The sequence below is a fragment of the Providencia sp. PROV252 genome (assembly GCF_033676005.1).
GTDB lineage: Bacteria > Pseudomonadota > Gammaproteobacteria > Enterobacterales > Enterobacteriaceae > Providencia > Providencia vermicola.
The window spans coordinates 3,785,668-3,801,651 of sequence record NZ_CP096294.1; the positions used below are offsets into that span (position 1 = coordinate 3,785,668).

Here is a 15,984-nt window from a genome sequence, read left to right on the forward strand (position 1 = left end):
AAATTTTGGTATCTTGATGTTATTGCTTACCGCGATTAACCTAATTTAATGATTTGCCTAGAATGAAAACCACATGCAAATCAACGATTTCCCTGGTGTTGGCGCAGTATTCGCGCACCCCAACTTCGGTTGGGGTTATTTTTTTGTGCGCACATCAACCCAGTTTCTTAAAGTTTCTATATCGTCTTTCCAATCCTGTTTTAATTCATCAACCCATTCTTGTACATTATCCCACCAAGCTGGTAAATCAGGAGATTGGATTTGCTGAGCTATTTTCTGTAAATTCCTTAAGCCCACAGAACCCGCTGCACCTTTAATCTTATGGGCCTCTTCCACGATACCCTTTTGATCTTTTGCAACCATATTAGAATCGAGAATTGCTAAGTAGCCTGGAAGCATTTTTTCAAATACGTCTAGCCCATCATAAATTAATTTAGGGCCAACCAATTCAATATATTGCTCCAACATTTCACAATCTAACCTTGATTCATCAACCGTTGATTTAGGGATATCGCTTTGAACCTCGTCTTCAGAGTGAGCGGCTTGCTCGCCCCAAAACTGCTCAATAACTTGAGTCAGCGCTGGAACAGATAATGGTTTGCTTAAAACGCCATCCATACCTGCATCAAAGTACTCTTTTTTATCTTTAAGCACATTTGCGGTCAGTGCGATGAGTGGAGGTAAATCCTCCTTGTCATATTGCTGTTTCAGTTGCCTTGAAATATCCAACCCTGTCATATCTGGTAGCTGAATATCTAATAAGACTAAATCGTACTCACCAGGTGCGAACATGGATAACGCATCTTTGCCTGTCATTGCGACATCAACTGTATTCCCTAAATTTTCTAATACAGAGCACGCCACAACAACGTTTAGCTCAATATCTTCCACTAATAAAATATGCAAAGCAGGTAATGGGTAATCATCATCATTTTCTTCAAATTCCACAACTTCATCGTCAACAACAGGCGCAGAAATAGATAACGTAAATGTAGAACCTTCGCCTATTTGACTTTCAACTTGGATGTCTCCCCCCATATTTTGTGCTAGCCGGCGAGATACAGAAAGTCCAATCCCCGTTCCCGTTGCAGGCTTACCACCCGCAGAATCTGTTACTTGGTAGTACATTGCAAAAATTTTATCTAGCTCATCTTTGGGGATACCAATTCCGCTGTCTTGTACCCTAAAAAACAACTTATTTTCAGACTCTTGCCAGATGCTGAGTTTGACTTCCCCTTGTTGTGTAAATTTGACTGCATTACCAATTAAGTTCCATAATATTTGGCGCAAGCGCGTCCCGTCAGTTAGTACTTTTTTCGGCAATGCTGGGGCGACATCCATGACAAATTTAAGCCCTTTTGGCTGAACTAATAAGCCACTTAAATTTTCGAGATCATTCACAAACTCAGATAATGTGATTGGCTGGTTATCCAACTGAACTTTACGGCGCTCGATCTTATCCATCTCAATGACATCGTTGAAAATATTTCCTAATGTCACTGCACTGACATGAATCGTTTTTAAATAGCTAGATTGTTCCGAAGTTAACTCAGTGTCTAACAATATTCGGCTCAAGCCAACAATGCCGTTAAGGGGAGTACGAAGCTCGTGGCTGATTGTTGAGATAAATGTGGTCTTCTCCCTACTCGCGCTCTCTAATGCCTCTTGGTAACGTTTACGCTCTGTTATATCGCGACCAAAACCCATGAGGCCATGACGTTTGCCAACTCGGTCATAAAATGGCACTTTTCGTAGCTCAAAACAGGCTTTTCTACCGTCTGGGTAAACCAACCATTGCTCATAGGTTAGAGAAACATTATGGCGAAAAACTTTTTCATCGGTTTCCATCACTTTAGAAGCGATTTCCACATCATAAATATCTAGAGGGGTTAGCCCAACTAAGTGTTTTTCACTTTTCCCAGTCAGAAGTTCCATTGCCCTATTACAACCCGAAAATTCGTTATTTTCATTACGGTAATAAACTAAGTCAGGGGAGGCATCAAGGAATGAGCGTAACAATACCGATTGCTGCTCAAGTTCAATTTGAGTTTGCTCACGGTATTTCATTTCTTGCTTAAGTTGTTCAAGTAATTCTAAATGTGCACGTTCCGCTTTTTCACGCTCAAGTATTTCGAGGTTGAGCTGCTCTATATTCCCTTGTAATTGCGTGTTTAATTCAGCGTCACGCTTGCGCATTACCTCAAGCTTATCCACCATACGCGATAATCGTTGGCGTGACTCTTCCAGTTGTTCCACCACAACAGACAGGAAGTAAACCGCAAGTGGAGTGATAATAAGCCCAAAGAAAATAGACCCGACCATATCTAAACTATCTACATGCCCGCGCAAGAAGATAGCGACCGCCATTTGCATTATCATGGCGAGTACAACAAGTGCGGATGCAAGTAATAGTGAAAATCGCACCAATCCAAGTTTCATCATCAAATCGACATAGTATTGCGCAAGGCCGCGAAGTACTTTCATAACCACCCCTTAGTAAAATTCTCTTTGAATCATATATCAAACAGGGCAGATTCGGATGTTTATTAATACAAAATGTCGATCCTGCTCATTCAATAGCCATTTTTTATCATTAATGATAAATAACAATCAGGTATTTTCTTTGTTTTAGCTCGAGTAAAAATGTATCTCGGGTTACTTTTCATCATAATCGTTTGAAAAATAGATCAATCGTGCGACTTATACTGACTTTTGTCGTGCTAAGCTTTAGGTTTCAAAGCGCACTGTATGATGTAAAATCAGACTAAGTTCAGTAAGGACTACCATGAACGCCAAAATTATCGGTCTCCCGCGAAATGAACCGCAAAAAAAAGCAGTCAATATTCGAAAAATAGATTTCGTCGAAATTTATGAGCCTGATGATGTCAACAATACGCAGCAACAGGCAAGTCGTTGTCTCTCCTGCGGTAGTCCGTTCTGTGAATGGAAATGTCCTTTGCATAATGCCATCCCTAAATGGCTAAAATTAGCAGAGGAGGGTCGTATTATTGAAGCCGCTGAATTATCTCATCATACCAATAGCTTACCTGAAATCTGTGGCCGCATTTGTCCACAGGATAAACTGTGTGAAATGGCCTGTGTATTGAACGATACCTTTGGCGCTGTCACCATTGGACACATAGAACGTTATATCAATGACACAGCATTCTCTCTAGGTTGGCGGCCTGATCTTTCCCATGTCACGCCAGTGAATTTCCGTGTTGCTATTGTTGGTGCAGGCCCTGCTGGCCTTGCGTGTGCAGATGTTTTAGCGCGTAATGGTGTACAAGTGACTGTATTTGATAGACACCCCGAAATTGGTGGTTTATTAACCTTTGGGATACCCGCATTTAAATTAGAAAAACAGGTCATGATACAACGACGCGACATTTTCACTAAAATGGGAATTCAATTTCAACTTAACATCGATATCGGCAAGGATATACATCTCAATACGCTTGAGACGGATTATGACGCGATTTTCCTCGGAACAGGTACATACAGTGCAATTAAAGGTGAACTGCTCAGGAATGACGCTCAGGGCTGTTATGATGCCCTACCTTATTTAATTGCTAACACACGTCATTTGATGCAACTCCCACCTTTACCTCTTGAACCTTATATCGATTTACAGGGAAAAAATGTGGTTGTGCTCGGCGGAGGTGATACTGCAATTGACTGTGTGCGAACAGCGATTCGCCAAGGTGCTTCGCAGGTGGCCTGTATATATCGGCGTGACAAACAAAGTATGCCTGCTTCACTAAAAGAGATAAATTATGCAATTGAAGAAGGGGCTGAATTTTATTTTCATTTACAAGCCACTGAGATTCTTTTGAATGAGGCTCAAAAAGTCCGCGGAATTTCTGTCGTCCGCACCCAAAATGGTGAACTCAAAGAGGGACGAAACGCCGTAGAGCCTATCAAAAATTCAGATTTTACAATTGAAGCGGATGCCGTCATTGTTGCTTTCGGTTTTCGCCCGCACAAACAACCTTGGGTTGAAGATAGCCTTGTACAATTTGACTCGCAGGGGCATATTTGTGTAAATCGCAATAGCCCGTTTCCTTTCAAAACTTCCCATGAAAAAATATTTGCTGGGGGGGATGCCGTTCGAGGTTCAGACCTGGTTGTCAATGCAATTGCCGATGGACGCAGTGCCGCCGAGGGTATTTTACTTTTTTTAGGGGTATAGAAGAACATAAAAAAACAGAGGAAAATCCCTCTGTTTTTCTATCAACATGAAGTGAATTTGCTACTTAACCACTCTTAACGCAGGTCTGCCTTTTGGTGGTCTTGGTGGCTCATCATCCGAAGGTTCTTCAGCGCTATGCTCAACTAATGAGCTATCTTGAACTAATGAAATCCCTTCTTCTTGCGAATCATCTACGTCTTCAAAATCAGAAGATATTTGTGCATCATAGGCTGCTTCAGGTTCAAACATCATCCCTGCACCATTCTCACGCGCATACACAGCCATAATTGCGGCCATTGGGACATACACTTGACGAGGAACTCCACCAAAACGTGCATTAAAACGCACTTCGTCATTGGTAATTTCAAAGTTACCCACAGCACGTGGTGCAACATTCAATACAATTTGCCCATCCCGAGCAAATTCCATTGGAACGTTAACAGTAGGAACAGTGACATCAACCACCAAATGCGGGGTCATATCGTTATCGAGTAGCCACTCATAGTGGGCACGTAACAGATAAGGGCGACGTGGTGACATTGCTGTCATTTCCATCATACTTTTAGCCTCTTGCTGACAGACGCATTTCGCGTTCTAATTCCGTCAAAGATGCTAAGAATGCATCACGCTCAAATACACGTTGCATGTACATCTGTAAATGTTTGCTATTAGCAGGTTTCAATTCAATACCCAGTACAGGTAAACGCCATAACAGCGGCGCTAAGTAGCAATCAACCAAGCTAAATTCATCACTCATAAAGAATGGCATTTCAGCAAAAACAGGCGAAACGGCAATTAACTCTTCCGTTAGTTGACGACGGGCGCTATCCGCTTCCTGAGCACTGCCTTTTTCTACTTTGTGCATCAGAGAATACCAGTCTTTTTCAATGCGATGCATTAATTGACGGCTAGTTCCACGCGCGACAGGGTAAACAGGCATTAATGGGGGATGAGGAAAACGCTCATCAAGATATTCCATGATAATCAGCGGATCATATAAAGTCAGCTCACGATCAACGAGTGTCGGAACGCTTTGGTACGGGTTGAGATCAATGAGATCTTGAGGCGGATGACCAGGTTCAACATGTTCAATTTCGACGCTAACCCCTTTTTCTGCCAGGACGATACGTACCTGATGGCTAAAAATGTCAGTTGGGCCTGAGAACAATGTCATTACCGAACGTTTGTTAGGAGCGACAGCCATTAAAACCTCCAAATTACAAAAATGGACGAAATGTAATTAATTTTTAATTACCCGTTACCCATTTTAAAATCCCCTGTGTCCTACTTTCATTTATCCATACTGAAAGTCAACACAACCCTCCCGCACAGAAAGGCGAGAAATGATGAAATAAAAAAACAGGGGCATATTCTAACAGATTTTGTACAGCTTAGGGGGGAGTGATAGGAAAAATCATAGGTTTATTTCATTGAAGAAGAACAATTACACAAAAATCAAAATAAAAAATAAAACTAACCAAAATTAAAAAACAATAAACCTTAAAGCTAACTCCATAGTTATCTAAATAATATGATAAAAAAAACAATTTTTATTACCAAAGAGTGATTATTTTAAATTTTAGACTAATTCGTTGTCTTTTTCTGCTAATTATATTTAATTCTTTTTTAAATTATCTTTAAACGTCAGTTTATTAATTTTTAGGCAATAAAAAACCCGCCATAAAGACGGGTTTTTTCATCAATTTTATGCCCACAGGGCAATAAATTAACGTTTGGAGAACTGTGGACGACGACGAGCTTTACGCAGACCCACTTTCTTACGTTCAACAGAACGCGCATCACGGGTAACGAAACCAGCTTTACGCAGATCAGAACGAAGAGTCTCATCATAAGCCATCAGTGCACGAGTAATACCGTGACGGATTGCGCCTGCTTGACCTGAAATACCACCACCTTTAACAGTGATGTACAGATCCAGTTTTTCCAACATTTCAACCAATTCTAACGGCTGACGAACGACCATGCGCGCAGTTTCGCGACCAAAGTACTGTTCCAGCGTACGCTGATTGATTGTGATGTTACCGCTACCCGGCTTAATAAAGACACGAGCAGATGAGCTTTTGCGGCGACCAGTGCCGTAGTATTGATTTTCAGCCATTGCTATAATCCCGATTAAATGTCAAGAACTTGCGGTTGTTGAGCCGCGTGGTTGTGCTCATTACCTGCGTAAACTTTCAGTTTACGGTACATTGCACGACCCAGAGGTCCTTTTGGCAACATGCCTTTAACCGCGATTTCAAGCACACGCTCAGGACTGCGAGCAATCATTTCTTCGAAAGTTGCTTGCTTGATTCCACCTACATGGCCAGTGTGGCGATAGTAGATTTTGTCTTCGCGTTTTTTGCCGGTAACAGCAATTTTTTCTGCATTCAGAACGATGATGTAATCACCAGTATCCACGTGCGGAGTGTATTCCGCTTTATGCTTACCGCGCAGACGGCTAGCAATTTCTGTTGCAAGACGGCCTAAAGTTTTGCCATCTGCATCAACAACGTACCAGTCGCGTTTTACGGTCTCTGGTTTAGCTGTAAAAGTTTTCATTAAAACTTACCCAATATTGAAGTTACACGTTGGTGAACACTCATGTTCATAAGCTTTCTGAGGTTCACACGACTCTTTGTCCAGTAAACCTACCCCTTCGAGCAGCCTAACTGGCATTATGCGTTATTTTTTGGGAAATAAAAAATAGCGCTGTAACGTGGGGTCGCAAGATTATAGAGAAGTCAGAAACAAAAATCGACCCCAAATGCATTTTTTTTACGTTTGTGTGAATATCAAACGCCATTTGTACTTAATTTAAACGTTTTAGCTTATTTTTGCGCTGAAACTCGCATGCAAGCAAAAAACTTAAGCCAAATGTGGAATTTTTAAGTATTCTTCGCTTTGCATTTCTTGTAAGCGAGATAAACAGCGTTGGTATTCAAAGGCCAAAAGTTGCCCTTGATATAATGATTCCATCGGGACTTCTGCATTAATCACCAATTTCACTTTACGCTCATAAAACTCATCCACCAGCGCAAGAAAACGCCGTGCAGGATTTTCATCTCTCGACCCCATCGAAGGGACATCGTACAATAAAACCGTGTGGTAACAGTTTGATAAGTAAATATAGTCATTTTGACTACGCGGCTCTTCACATAGCACTTTAAACTCTACGGCTAAAACGCCTTCCGCTGAGCGAAGCACTTGCATTTTCCGATGGTTGACCTCTAAAACTGGGTTTAACTTACCTTCCTTACCCGCCAATTTGACAAAAATCTCATCCAAGTGCTGGCGATTTTGTGCATTTATCGGAGATAAAAAGAGGTGAGCTTGCGTCAAAGTCCGTAAGCGGTAGTCAATCCCTGCATCAACATTCATTACATCACAATATTTTTTGATTTGTTCGATAGCAGGTAAAAACCGTGCCCTCTGTAAGCCATTGCGATATAAATTGTCAGGAATGATATTTGACGTGGCAACCAGCGTGATCCCGCGGGCAAACAAACCTTCTAGCAGTGTTCCCAGTATCATCGCGTCAGTAATATCAGAGACAAAAAACTCATCAAAACACAGCACATCAGTTTGCTTTTTAAATTCATCCGCAATGATATCTAGCGGGTTCTCCTGCCCTTGTAAAGCCATCAAATCTTCCTGCACTTTCTTCATAAAACGATGGAAATGCAACCGAAGTTTACGATCACCAGGTAAGCTTTCATAAAACATGTCCATAAGCCATGTTTTACCGCGACCTACCCCGCCCCACATATATAAGCCTTGAACAGGCTCTATTGATTTATTGGCCGCGTTTTTCCCTAATAATCGGCTAAAAAAACCGTTATTCTTTCTATTTGGCACAGCTAAAACAACTTGAGTCAGTTGCTGATAAATTTTATCTAAACGTTCTACGGCAAGCTTTTGCACGTCATCTGGCTGATAATTGCCATCCGCTAGCGCTTGTTGATAACGCATTGTAGGGGTCATCGGTGACATTAACTGAATAATCCTTAAAAAATTTTCGGTTTTTTTACCGTTATTTGATATACACTGCCTTTATTATAACCAGATTCAGTTACCATTTAACTTTCGGTTAACGAATCACCATAGAGTAAGGAAATTCACCTTAAGATTCTACTCTTAAAAAAGCGGTTAATTGTTTTACAATTACTCGATTCAAGCGCTGTGGGTTTTATCATCACTTAACGGCCAAATTACAATATGTTGAGATGCTTTACTTGACGTCTACATGCAACTTGAATTATTTAAGGTATAGTAACGGTAACGACGCTTAATTTCTGCGAACATTGAAGTAATGAAGGAGTCAGCATGACCTGGGAGTATGCATTAATCGGATTGATTGTTGGTTTTATCATCGGTGCATTAGTTGTCCGCTATGGTAATCCAAAACTTCGCCAACAAAAAACAGCGCAAGCTGAGCTAGACAAAAAAAGTACTGAACTGGAAGAGTACCGTAAAGAATTAGTCAGCCACTTTGCTCGTAGCGCAGAATTATTGGATAAAATGGCGCGTGATTACCGTCAGCTTTACCAACATATGGCACAAAGTTCATCTGAATTAATGCCAGATATGCCAGCACAAGATAACCCGTTTAACTATCGTTTAACGGAATCTGAAGCCGATAACGATCAAGCGCCAGTAAAAATGCCACCAAGAGATTATTCGGATAGCGCATCAGGCTTATTTCGACCTATCGAAGAGAAAGAAAAATAGTTTCTAATTGTATATCACCAGTAAGTCTCACTTGCTGGTGATTTCTTGTTGTATTAACTAAAACCCCCCATTCAACTCGCATCATCTGCTGTGAAATAATCATTTAATAATCTTGAACAATATTTCCATCTAAATTTAATTAGACAATTTATTTAACTACCGTATAGAAGTTAAAGTCTTACTTAAATTACATGTAAATAGATGTAAAAGAGTGGTTAATTGCTATCCGTAAGTGGAACTTTTGCGCATAATCTGTGGTCATAGTCATCAGTAAAATTGAATCTTATACCAACCAAATAGAAACGCATTGTGCTTGCCTAATAAAAGGCTCCACAGTGAATTGAACCTTTATTCTTGAGAGAATTAACTGAATTATGAAAAGAAAAAACTTTTTTCTTACCGCTGTAGCAATGAGTTTAGGCTTATCACTGGCCACTATCCCAACGATAAGTAGCGCGGCGCTACCTGCAACATTACCAGCAACAGCGCAAAGCCAAAACATGCCAAGCCTTGCACCTATGCTTGAAAAAGTTCTGCCTGCGGTGGTGAATATTCATGTGTCAGGAACACGTGTGCAAAATCAACAAATTCCAGAAGAGCTGAAATTCTTCTTTGGCCCAAATGCACCTTCGCAACAACAAAGCGTGCGTCCTTTTGAAGGCCTCGGTTCGGGCGTGATTATCGATGCGCAACAAGGCTATATTTTAACTAACAACCATGTCATTGATGGTGCAGATAAAATTCAAATTCAACTCAATGACGGCCGTGAAATCGCTGTAAAGCTGATTGGTAAAGATCCACAAACAGATATTGCATTGCTTAAAATCTCTAACGATAAAGATATCAAAAACTTAACTGCAGTTAATATCGCAGACTCTGATAAGTTACGAGTTGGTGATTTTGCTGTCGCGGTTGGTAACCCATTCGGGTTGGGGCAAACGGCAACGTCAGGTATTATCTCAGCATTAGGCCGTAGTGGCTTAAATCTTGAAGGCTTAGAGAACTTTATTCAAACCGATGCCTCTATCAACCGGGGTAACTCTGGTGGTGCTTTAGTCAACTTAAATGGTGAACTGATTGGTATCAATACCGCTATTTTAGCGCCAGGTGGTGGTAATATCGGCATTGGTTTTGCTATTCCAAGTAATATGGCAAAAAATCTCAGTGAGCAGCTGATTAAACATGGTGAAGTTAAGCGCGGTATCCTCGGTATTAAAGGGACTGAGATGAATTCTGATATCGCAAAAGCCTTTAATATTGATGCTCAACGTGGTGCATTCGTCAGTGAAGTTCTACCGAAATCCTCTGCTGCAAAAGCGGGTATTAAGTCTGGGGACGTATTAGTCTCTGTTGATGGCAAACGCATCAATAGCTTCGCAGAATTAAGAGCCAAAATCGGCACTAGCCAAATCGGTAAAGAAATTACTATCGGCCTGATCCGCTCGGGTAAACCGATGGACGTGAAAGTCGTCCTTGAAAATGATGAAGGTTCAGCAACAAGAGCTGAAAAATTAACTGAGTCATTATTAGGTGCAACTATTTCTAATGCAACCATTAGCAATACACGTGGTGTTCAAGTCGATAGCGTCGCGCCTAAGTCTCCAGCTGCCGCAATTGGTTTAGTCAAAGGGGACTTAATCTTTGGCGTCAATGACCAACGAGTTGAAACTATTGATCAATTCCGTAAAATTATCGATGGCAAACCACCCGTGTTGGCAATGAAAGTATTACGTGACGGCGAAACCTTATATTTATTAATGCGTAATTAATTGATAAAAATCGGTCTTAAAGTCAATAAAACAGGCTCAGTATCACTCTACTGTGCCTGTTTTTTTATGTTATGCTCAGTACATGTTTAAGAAATAACTGAATCTCCAATATTTTATGGTAAAGAAGCTTACTATTTCTGTCATGCTAGGCCTATTAGCTGCATTGATTATCATCATTGCGGTACCTTCATTGCGTCCGCAAGGTTTAGCTGATTTACTGTATGGCAAAACGGATAGTGAGCCTGTTAGTTATAACAAAGCTGTACGCCGTGCAGCCCCTGCCGTGGTTTATGTCTACAGTAGCTCCAAAGGTAGCTTCTCCCAGTCTGGTCGTGAACTTAAATCGTTAGGCTCTGGTGTCATTATGAGCCCGAATGGCTATATCATTACTAACAAGCATGTTGTTGATAACCCAGACCAAATTTTAGTCGCACTGCAAGATGGCGCAATTTTTGATGCGTTACTGGTAGGCTCTGATACGCTCACCGATCTTGCGGTATTAAAAATTGATGCCGATAACCTCCCAGTGATCCCAATTAATACTCAACGTGTCACCCATGTGGGGGATGTCGTCTTAGCCATTGGCAATCCGTACAATATTGGTCAAACTGTGACTCAAGGTATTATCAGTGCGACAGGTCGTGTTGGCTTAAGCTCCACTCGTCGGCAAAATTTCTTACAAACAGATGCTTCGATTAACTCAGGTAACTCAGGTGGAGCACTGATTAATACCGAAGGTGAGTTAGTGGGAATTAACACTCTGTCCTTTACCGCGGGGCAAGGCATTACCTCTGAAGGCCTCAGTTTTGCTATCCCAACCGCGCTTGCAACAAAAATTATGGATAAGCTGATCCGTGATGGCCGCGTGATCCGTGGTTATATTGGTATTACTGCACGTGAACTACCGCAAATAAGGTCAAACAACAATAATATCAATCAGATACAAGGACTGCGTATTTTCCAAGTTGCCCCAAATGGCCCAGCCGCTAAGTCGGGTATTATGCAAGGGGATATTATTTTATCTGTTGATGGAAAACCTGCAGTTTCTGCCGCTGAAACGATGGACTTAGTTGCAGAAATTCGCCCTGGCAGTAAAGTGTCGGTGCAAATATTACGCGATGGTGAAATGAAAACGATCGATGTGATTATAGAAGAAAATCCTGAAGGGCAAGCAGGATGATGCTACCAAATGAATTTTAATATAAAAATGCCGTTCAATTCAGTTTGAACGGCATTTTTGTTTCAATTCAATAAACGAGAAAACTAGTCGTCTGAATGAACACGCTGAATATCTGCCCCTAAGCCACGCAGTTTATCTTCAATATGTTCATAACCGCGGTCAATGTGGTAAATACGGTCAACCGTTGTAGTGCCTTCCGCAATACAGCCAGCAATCACTAGACTTGCAGATGCGCGTAAATCTGTTGCCATCACTTGTGCACTAGTTAATTTCTCAACTCCATGACATAGCACTGTATTACTTTCAATTTCTGCATGAGCCCCCATACGGATAAGCTCAGGGATGTGCATAAATCGGTTTTCGAAAATCGTTTCAGTAATAAGCCCTGCACCTTCAGCCACTAGGTTAAGTAAGCTAAATTGTGCTTGCATGTCCGTTGGGAACCCTGGGTGTGGTGCAGTACGAATAGTGACCGCTTTAGGGCGCTTACCTTCCATATCTAGGCTAATCCAGTCATCACCTATTTCAATCGTTGCACCCGCTTCACGCAGTTTTGCTAATACCGCATCTAGGGTGTCTGGACGTGCATTGCGGCAAATGACTTTACCACGAGAAACAGCAGCTGCGATTAAGAATGTGCCTGTTTCAATACGGTCTGGCAGAACTTGGTATGTCCCACCGCCTAAACGTTCCACCCCTTCAATCACAATACGGTCAGTTCCTGCACCTGTAATTTTTGCACCAAGAGTGTTTAAGAAGTTGGCAGTATCTTCAATTTCAGGCTCACGCGCAGCATTTTCAATGACGGTAGTGCCTTCAGCTAATGTGGCTGCGGTCATAATTGAAACAGTTGCTCCAACACTGACTTTATCCATCACGATGCATGCCCCTTTCAGGCGGCCATCGACGGTAGCTTTCACATAACCATCTTCCAAAACAATATTTGCACCTAACTGTTCTAAACCAGAAATATGTAGATCAACAGGACGAGCACCAATAGCACAACCACCTGGCAGAGAAACTTCACCATGACCAAAACGTGCCACTAAAGGTGCCAGCGCCCAGATAGAAGCACGCATAGTTTTCACGAGGTCATAAGGCGCGCAGTAAGTGCTTACTGTGCTCGCATCAACAAATACAGAACCATTGCGTTTCACTTTCGTACCAAGCTGGTTCAATAATTTGATGGTGGTGTCGATATCCCTCAAATGAGGAACATTCTGTATTTCTACTGGCTCTTCAGCCAATAGAGCAGCGAACAGGATTGGCAGCGCAGCGTTTTTCGCGCCAGAAATAGTAACCTCACCCGATAAACGGGTTGGTCCTTTAACTAAAAACTTATCCATTCAAGTATTCTCGTATGTCGAATTGTACAGGCTGTTCGCTTAGGCTTTGAAATCAAAGGCCACTAAGTTTACGATCGCGCTCCCATTGCGCAGGGGTGTACGCTTTAATTGATAGAGCATGGATGCGGTTATCCGCAATATATTCCATCAATGGCGCATAAATTGCTTGCTGTTGCTTAACACGGCTCATACCGTCAAACATGTCACCGACAGCGATAACCTGAAAATGGCTACCATCACCCGTAACAATAGCCTCATCCAGAGACAACTTTTCCATCAATACTTGTTTTATTTCGTTGGTTTCCATAGTGACTCTATTATGATTATTTGTGGTTTTTAATTTTACTCTGGCTAATTCTAGTTGAATGTGCCCAATTAGTCACAACTCGAATTAAAAGAGCATAAACGCCTATCCTAAAGGATTACGCCTAACACTTAAACCAAAGAAAACGCCTCTTACGCACAAATGCACGTAGAGGCGCTTATTTTTACATAACTTGACTAAATTTAAGACTCATCGCCTTAATCTAGAATGATGCTTTTCACCCCATATAACTCAATAAGTGTATTCAAGTTATCACTGGCCCCAATAATATTCAGAGGCTGTTTTTTGGCTTGAAACTCACCTTTTAAGCGAACTAACATAGCCAGCCCCGTTGAATCTACATGGGTTAAGCCAGAAACATCTATTTTCTCAATATGTTCCAGCAGTGGGGACTTTTTGTCCCAAAACGACATCAATGAGTCACGGTCTAATGACCCCGTCAGATACAACGTTGATTGCGTTTTCTCCCATGCCAATACCTGGCTCATATTAGTTTTTCTCTTCTAACGTAATTGGGGCTTTTGCACTGATTTCTAACTGTTTTGTTAAGCCATCAATACCTTGCTTACGTAAAATATCCCCCCACTCATTTTGCTTGGTGGTGATCATGCTTACGCCTTCAGCAATCATGTCATATGCCTGCCAGTAACCTGTTTTACTGTTTTTACGCCATTGGAAGTCTAAGCGTACTGGTGGGCGGCCATTGGTATCAGTTATCGTTACGCGAATGGCAACAATGTTTTTATCACCAATGGGTTGTTCTGGTGCAATTTGGTAAGTTTGACCATGGTACATCGCCAATGCTTGGCCATAAACCTGCTCAAGGTAATCTTCAAATGCCGCAAAGTAGGCATCACGTTGTGCGGGTGTTGCGCCTTTATAGTAAGTACCTAAAACGAGTGCACCTGCATATTTAATTTGCACATAAGGCAGTAATTCTTCACGGACAATCGTTCTTAGATATTCAGGATCTTGTTTGATTTTCGGCTGTTCAGATTTCAACCGAGTAAAAGTTTTTGCTGCCGCCTCATCCATTAATTTATACGGATTAGTTTGGTCTACTGCCATCGCAAATGGCGCAATAGCCAACATGGCAACCATCATTAAACGTTTAAACATAATTCATTCCTTTAACTATTTTGAGGGAGCTTCACATTACTTAGATGCAGGCTCTGCACCTTGGCTATCGCCACTCTTATACAAGAACTGCCCGATTAAATCTTCTAACACCATAGCGGGTTTAGTATCCTCAAGGCGTCCGCCATCTTTCAAAATCGCAATCCCTAACTCCTCATCATCAGGGCCAATATTCATGGCAATATACTGTTCACCCAGTAAACCTGATGTACGAATGGATAAAGAACTTGAATCTGGAATATTGTCATATTCACTTAATAAGTCGATTTTCACTTCAGGTACATAGTTCTTTTTATCGAGAGTGATACTGGCAACACGGCCGACAACCACACCACCGACTTTGATCGGAGAACCTTCTTTCAAGCCACCAATATTTTCAAAAGACGCTGAAATTTGATAGGTAGATTGGCTACCAATTGATTTCAAATCGGCGACTTTTAAACACAAAAAGATAATTGCGGCAATCGCCAACAACATAAAACAGCCAACCCATATTTCACTTTTTTTACTTTGCATGACTTAGTTCCCAAACATCAGTGCGGTAAGTACGAAATCCAGTCCTAAAACAGACAATGACGCGTGAACAACGGTTCTCGTTGTTGCTTGGCTGATCCCTTCCGAGGTTGGAATTGCATCATAGCCATTAAACAGTGCGATCCACGTCACCGTAAAAGCAAACACTAAACTTTTGATAACACAGTTAACCAGATCTAATCGCCAGTCGATAGAAGATTGCATTGATGCCCAGAAAAAGCCTTCATCAATCCCCTTCCAATCCACACCGACTAATGCGCCACCTAAAATCCCGACAGCCACAAAAATCAGTGATAACAAAGGCATACTAATAAAACCCGCCCAAAAGCGTGGCGCAATAACCCGTCTTAATGGGTCAACTGCCATCATTTCTAAGCTCGAAATCTGTTCCGTAGCTTTCATTAAGCCAATTTCGGCGGTCAACGCCGAACCTGCACGCCCTGCAAATAACAAGGCCGTCACAACAGGGCCAAGCTCTCTTAATAAAGAAAGCGCCACCATCATGCCAAGGCTAGCTTCTGCACTGAATGTGGTGAGGACAAGATAACCTTGTAGCCCCAGTACCATGCCAATAAATAAGCCCGATACGGCCACAATCAATAAAGACTGTACGCCCACAGCATACAGTTGCTTCATCAGAAGTGGCCACTGCTTGCCAAATTCAGGTTTCCCCAATAAGGCACGAAACAGCATATATCCAGCTCGACCAAAGGCAGAAAAAATATCAATCCACCGACGTCCGAAGGCTGCTATCGCCTTTATTATCATCT

Annotated in this window: 16 protein-coding genes; 4 read left to right on the forward strand and 12 right to left on the reverse strand. The window is 41.7% G+C overall.

Features of this window, described 5'->3' with window-relative positions:
• Nucleotides 1–135 precede the first annotated feature (135 nt).
• Nucleotides 136–2,484: an aerobic respiration two-component sensor histidine kinase ArcB gene (gene arcB, locus M1F05_RS17430; protein WP_206083567.1), complete on the reverse strand. Its 2,349-nt coding sequence runs from the start codon at nt 2,482–2,484 to the stop codon at nt 136–138.
• A gap of 301 nt (nt 2,485–2,785) precedes the next feature.
• Between arcB and M1F05_RS17435 the strand changes: the two genes are divergently transcribed.
• Nucleotides 2,786–4,192, forward strand: coding sequence for an FAD-dependent oxidoreductase (locus tag M1F05_RS17435; RefSeq protein ID WP_206083566.1), 1,407 nt, complete (start codon nt 2,786–2,788; stop codon nt 4,190–4,192).
• A 60-nt stretch (nt 4,193–4,252) separates the two neighbouring features.
• Here the strand turns inward: M1F05_RS17435 and sspB are convergent, their stop codons facing one another.
• The 5 genes from sspB to zapE form a co-directional block, all read right to left on the reverse strand.
• On the reverse strand, nt 4,253–4,732 hold the full coding sequence (sspB, locus tag M1F05_RS17440) for a ClpXP protease specificity-enhancing factor (protein ID WP_206083801.1): 480 nt from the start codon (nt 4,730–4,732) through the stop codon (nt 4,253–4,255).
• A 22-nt stretch (nt 4,733–4,754) separates the two neighbouring features.
• Nucleotides 4,755–5,396, reverse strand: a complete 642-nt coding sequence (gene sspA, locus M1F05_RS17445; RefSeq protein ID WP_206083565.1) for a stringent starvation protein SspA — start codon at nt 5,394–5,396, stop codon at nt 4,755–4,757.
• 522 nt (nt 5,397–5,918) lie between these two features.
• Entirely contained in the window at nt 5,919–6,311 is a 393-nt protein-coding gene (rpsI, locus tag M1F05_RS17450) for a 30S ribosomal protein S9 (RefSeq protein ID WP_004258235.1), read from the reverse strand.
• A 14-nt stretch (nt 6,312–6,325) separates the two neighbouring features.
• Nucleotides 6,326–6,754, reverse strand: a complete 429-nt coding sequence (gene rplM / locus M1F05_RS17455; protein ID WP_006814213.1) for a 50S ribosomal protein L13 — start codon at nt 6,752–6,754, stop codon at nt 6,326–6,328.
• Nucleotides 6,755–7,060: 306 nt separating this feature from the next.
• The gene (zapE, locus tag M1F05_RS17460; protein WP_206083564.1) at nt 7,061–8,185 is read right to left on the reverse strand and encodes a cell division protein ZapE; all 1,125 of its coding nucleotides are present in this window, start codon (nt 8,183–8,185) and stop codon (nt 7,061–7,063) included.
• 333 nt (nt 8,186–8,518) lie between these two features.
• Between zapE and zapG the strand changes: the two genes are divergently transcribed.
• The 3 genes from zapG (at nt 8,519) to degS (ending at nt 11,872) form a co-directional block, all read left to right on the forward strand.
• A complete protein-coding gene (gene zapG / locus M1F05_RS17465; RefSeq protein ID WP_206083563.1) occupies nt 8,519–8,923 on the forward strand; it encodes a Z-ring associated protein ZapG in 405 nt (134 codons plus the stop codon).
• A gap of 374 nt (nt 8,924–9,297) precedes the next feature.
• Nucleotides 9,298–10,692 carry a Do family serine endopeptidase gene (locus M1F05_RS17470; RefSeq protein WP_206083562.1) on the forward strand — a complete coding sequence of 465 codons (1,395 nt, stop codon included), beginning with the start codon at nt 9,298–9,300 and terminating at the stop codon, nt 10,690–10,692.
• 115 nt (nt 10,693–10,807) lie between these two features.
• Nucleotides 10,808–11,872: an outer membrane-stress sensor serine endopeptidase DegS gene (gene degS, locus M1F05_RS17475; RefSeq protein WP_206083561.1), complete on the forward strand. Its 1,065-nt coding sequence runs from the start codon at nt 10,808–10,810 to the stop codon at nt 11,870–11,872.
• A gap of 83 nt (nt 11,873–11,955) precedes the next feature.
• On the opposite strand, the gene murA is transcribed toward degS, so the two are convergent.
• The 6 genes from murA to mlaE all read right to left on the reverse strand — a co-directional run bounded on the left by murA (nt 11,956) and on the right by mlaE (nt 15,982).
• Nucleotides 11,956–13,218, reverse strand: a complete 1,263-nt coding sequence (gene murA / locus M1F05_RS17480; protein ID WP_206083560.1) for a UDP-N-acetylglucosamine 1-carboxyvinyltransferase — start codon at nt 13,216–13,218, stop codon at nt 11,956–11,958.
• 52 nt (nt 13,219–13,270) lie between these two features.
• A complete protein-coding gene (gene ibaG / locus M1F05_RS17485; RefSeq protein ID WP_206083559.1) occupies nt 13,271–13,525 on the reverse strand; it encodes a BolA family protein in 255 nt (84 codons plus the stop codon).
• Nucleotides 13,526–13,740: 215 nt separating this feature from the next.
• Nucleotides 13,741–14,031, reverse strand: coding sequence for a lipid asymmetry maintenance protein MlaB (mlaB, locus tag M1F05_RS17490; protein WP_206083558.1), 291 nt, complete (start codon nt 14,029–14,031; stop codon nt 13,741–13,743).
• Between the two features lies 1 nt (nt 14,032).
• The gene (mlaC, locus tag M1F05_RS17495) at nt 14,033–14,662 is read right to left on the reverse strand and encodes a phospholipid-binding protein MlaC (protein ID WP_206083557.1); all 630 of its coding nucleotides are present in this window, start codon (nt 14,660–14,662) and stop codon (nt 14,033–14,035) included.
• Nucleotides 14,663–14,698: 36 nt separating this feature from the next.
• Nucleotides 14,699–15,196, reverse strand: a complete 498-nt coding sequence (gene mlaD, locus M1F05_RS17500) for an outer membrane lipid asymmetry maintenance protein MlaD (protein WP_206083556.1) — start codon at nt 15,194–15,196, stop codon at nt 14,699–14,701.
• 3 nt (nt 15,197–15,199) lie between these two features.
• On the reverse strand, nt 15,200–15,982 hold the full coding sequence (gene mlaE / locus M1F05_RS17505; protein WP_047756206.1) for a lipid asymmetry maintenance ABC transporter permease subunit MlaE: 783 nt from the start codon (nt 15,980–15,982) through the stop codon (nt 15,200–15,202).
• Between the last annotated feature and the right edge of the window lie 2 nt (nt 15,983–15,984).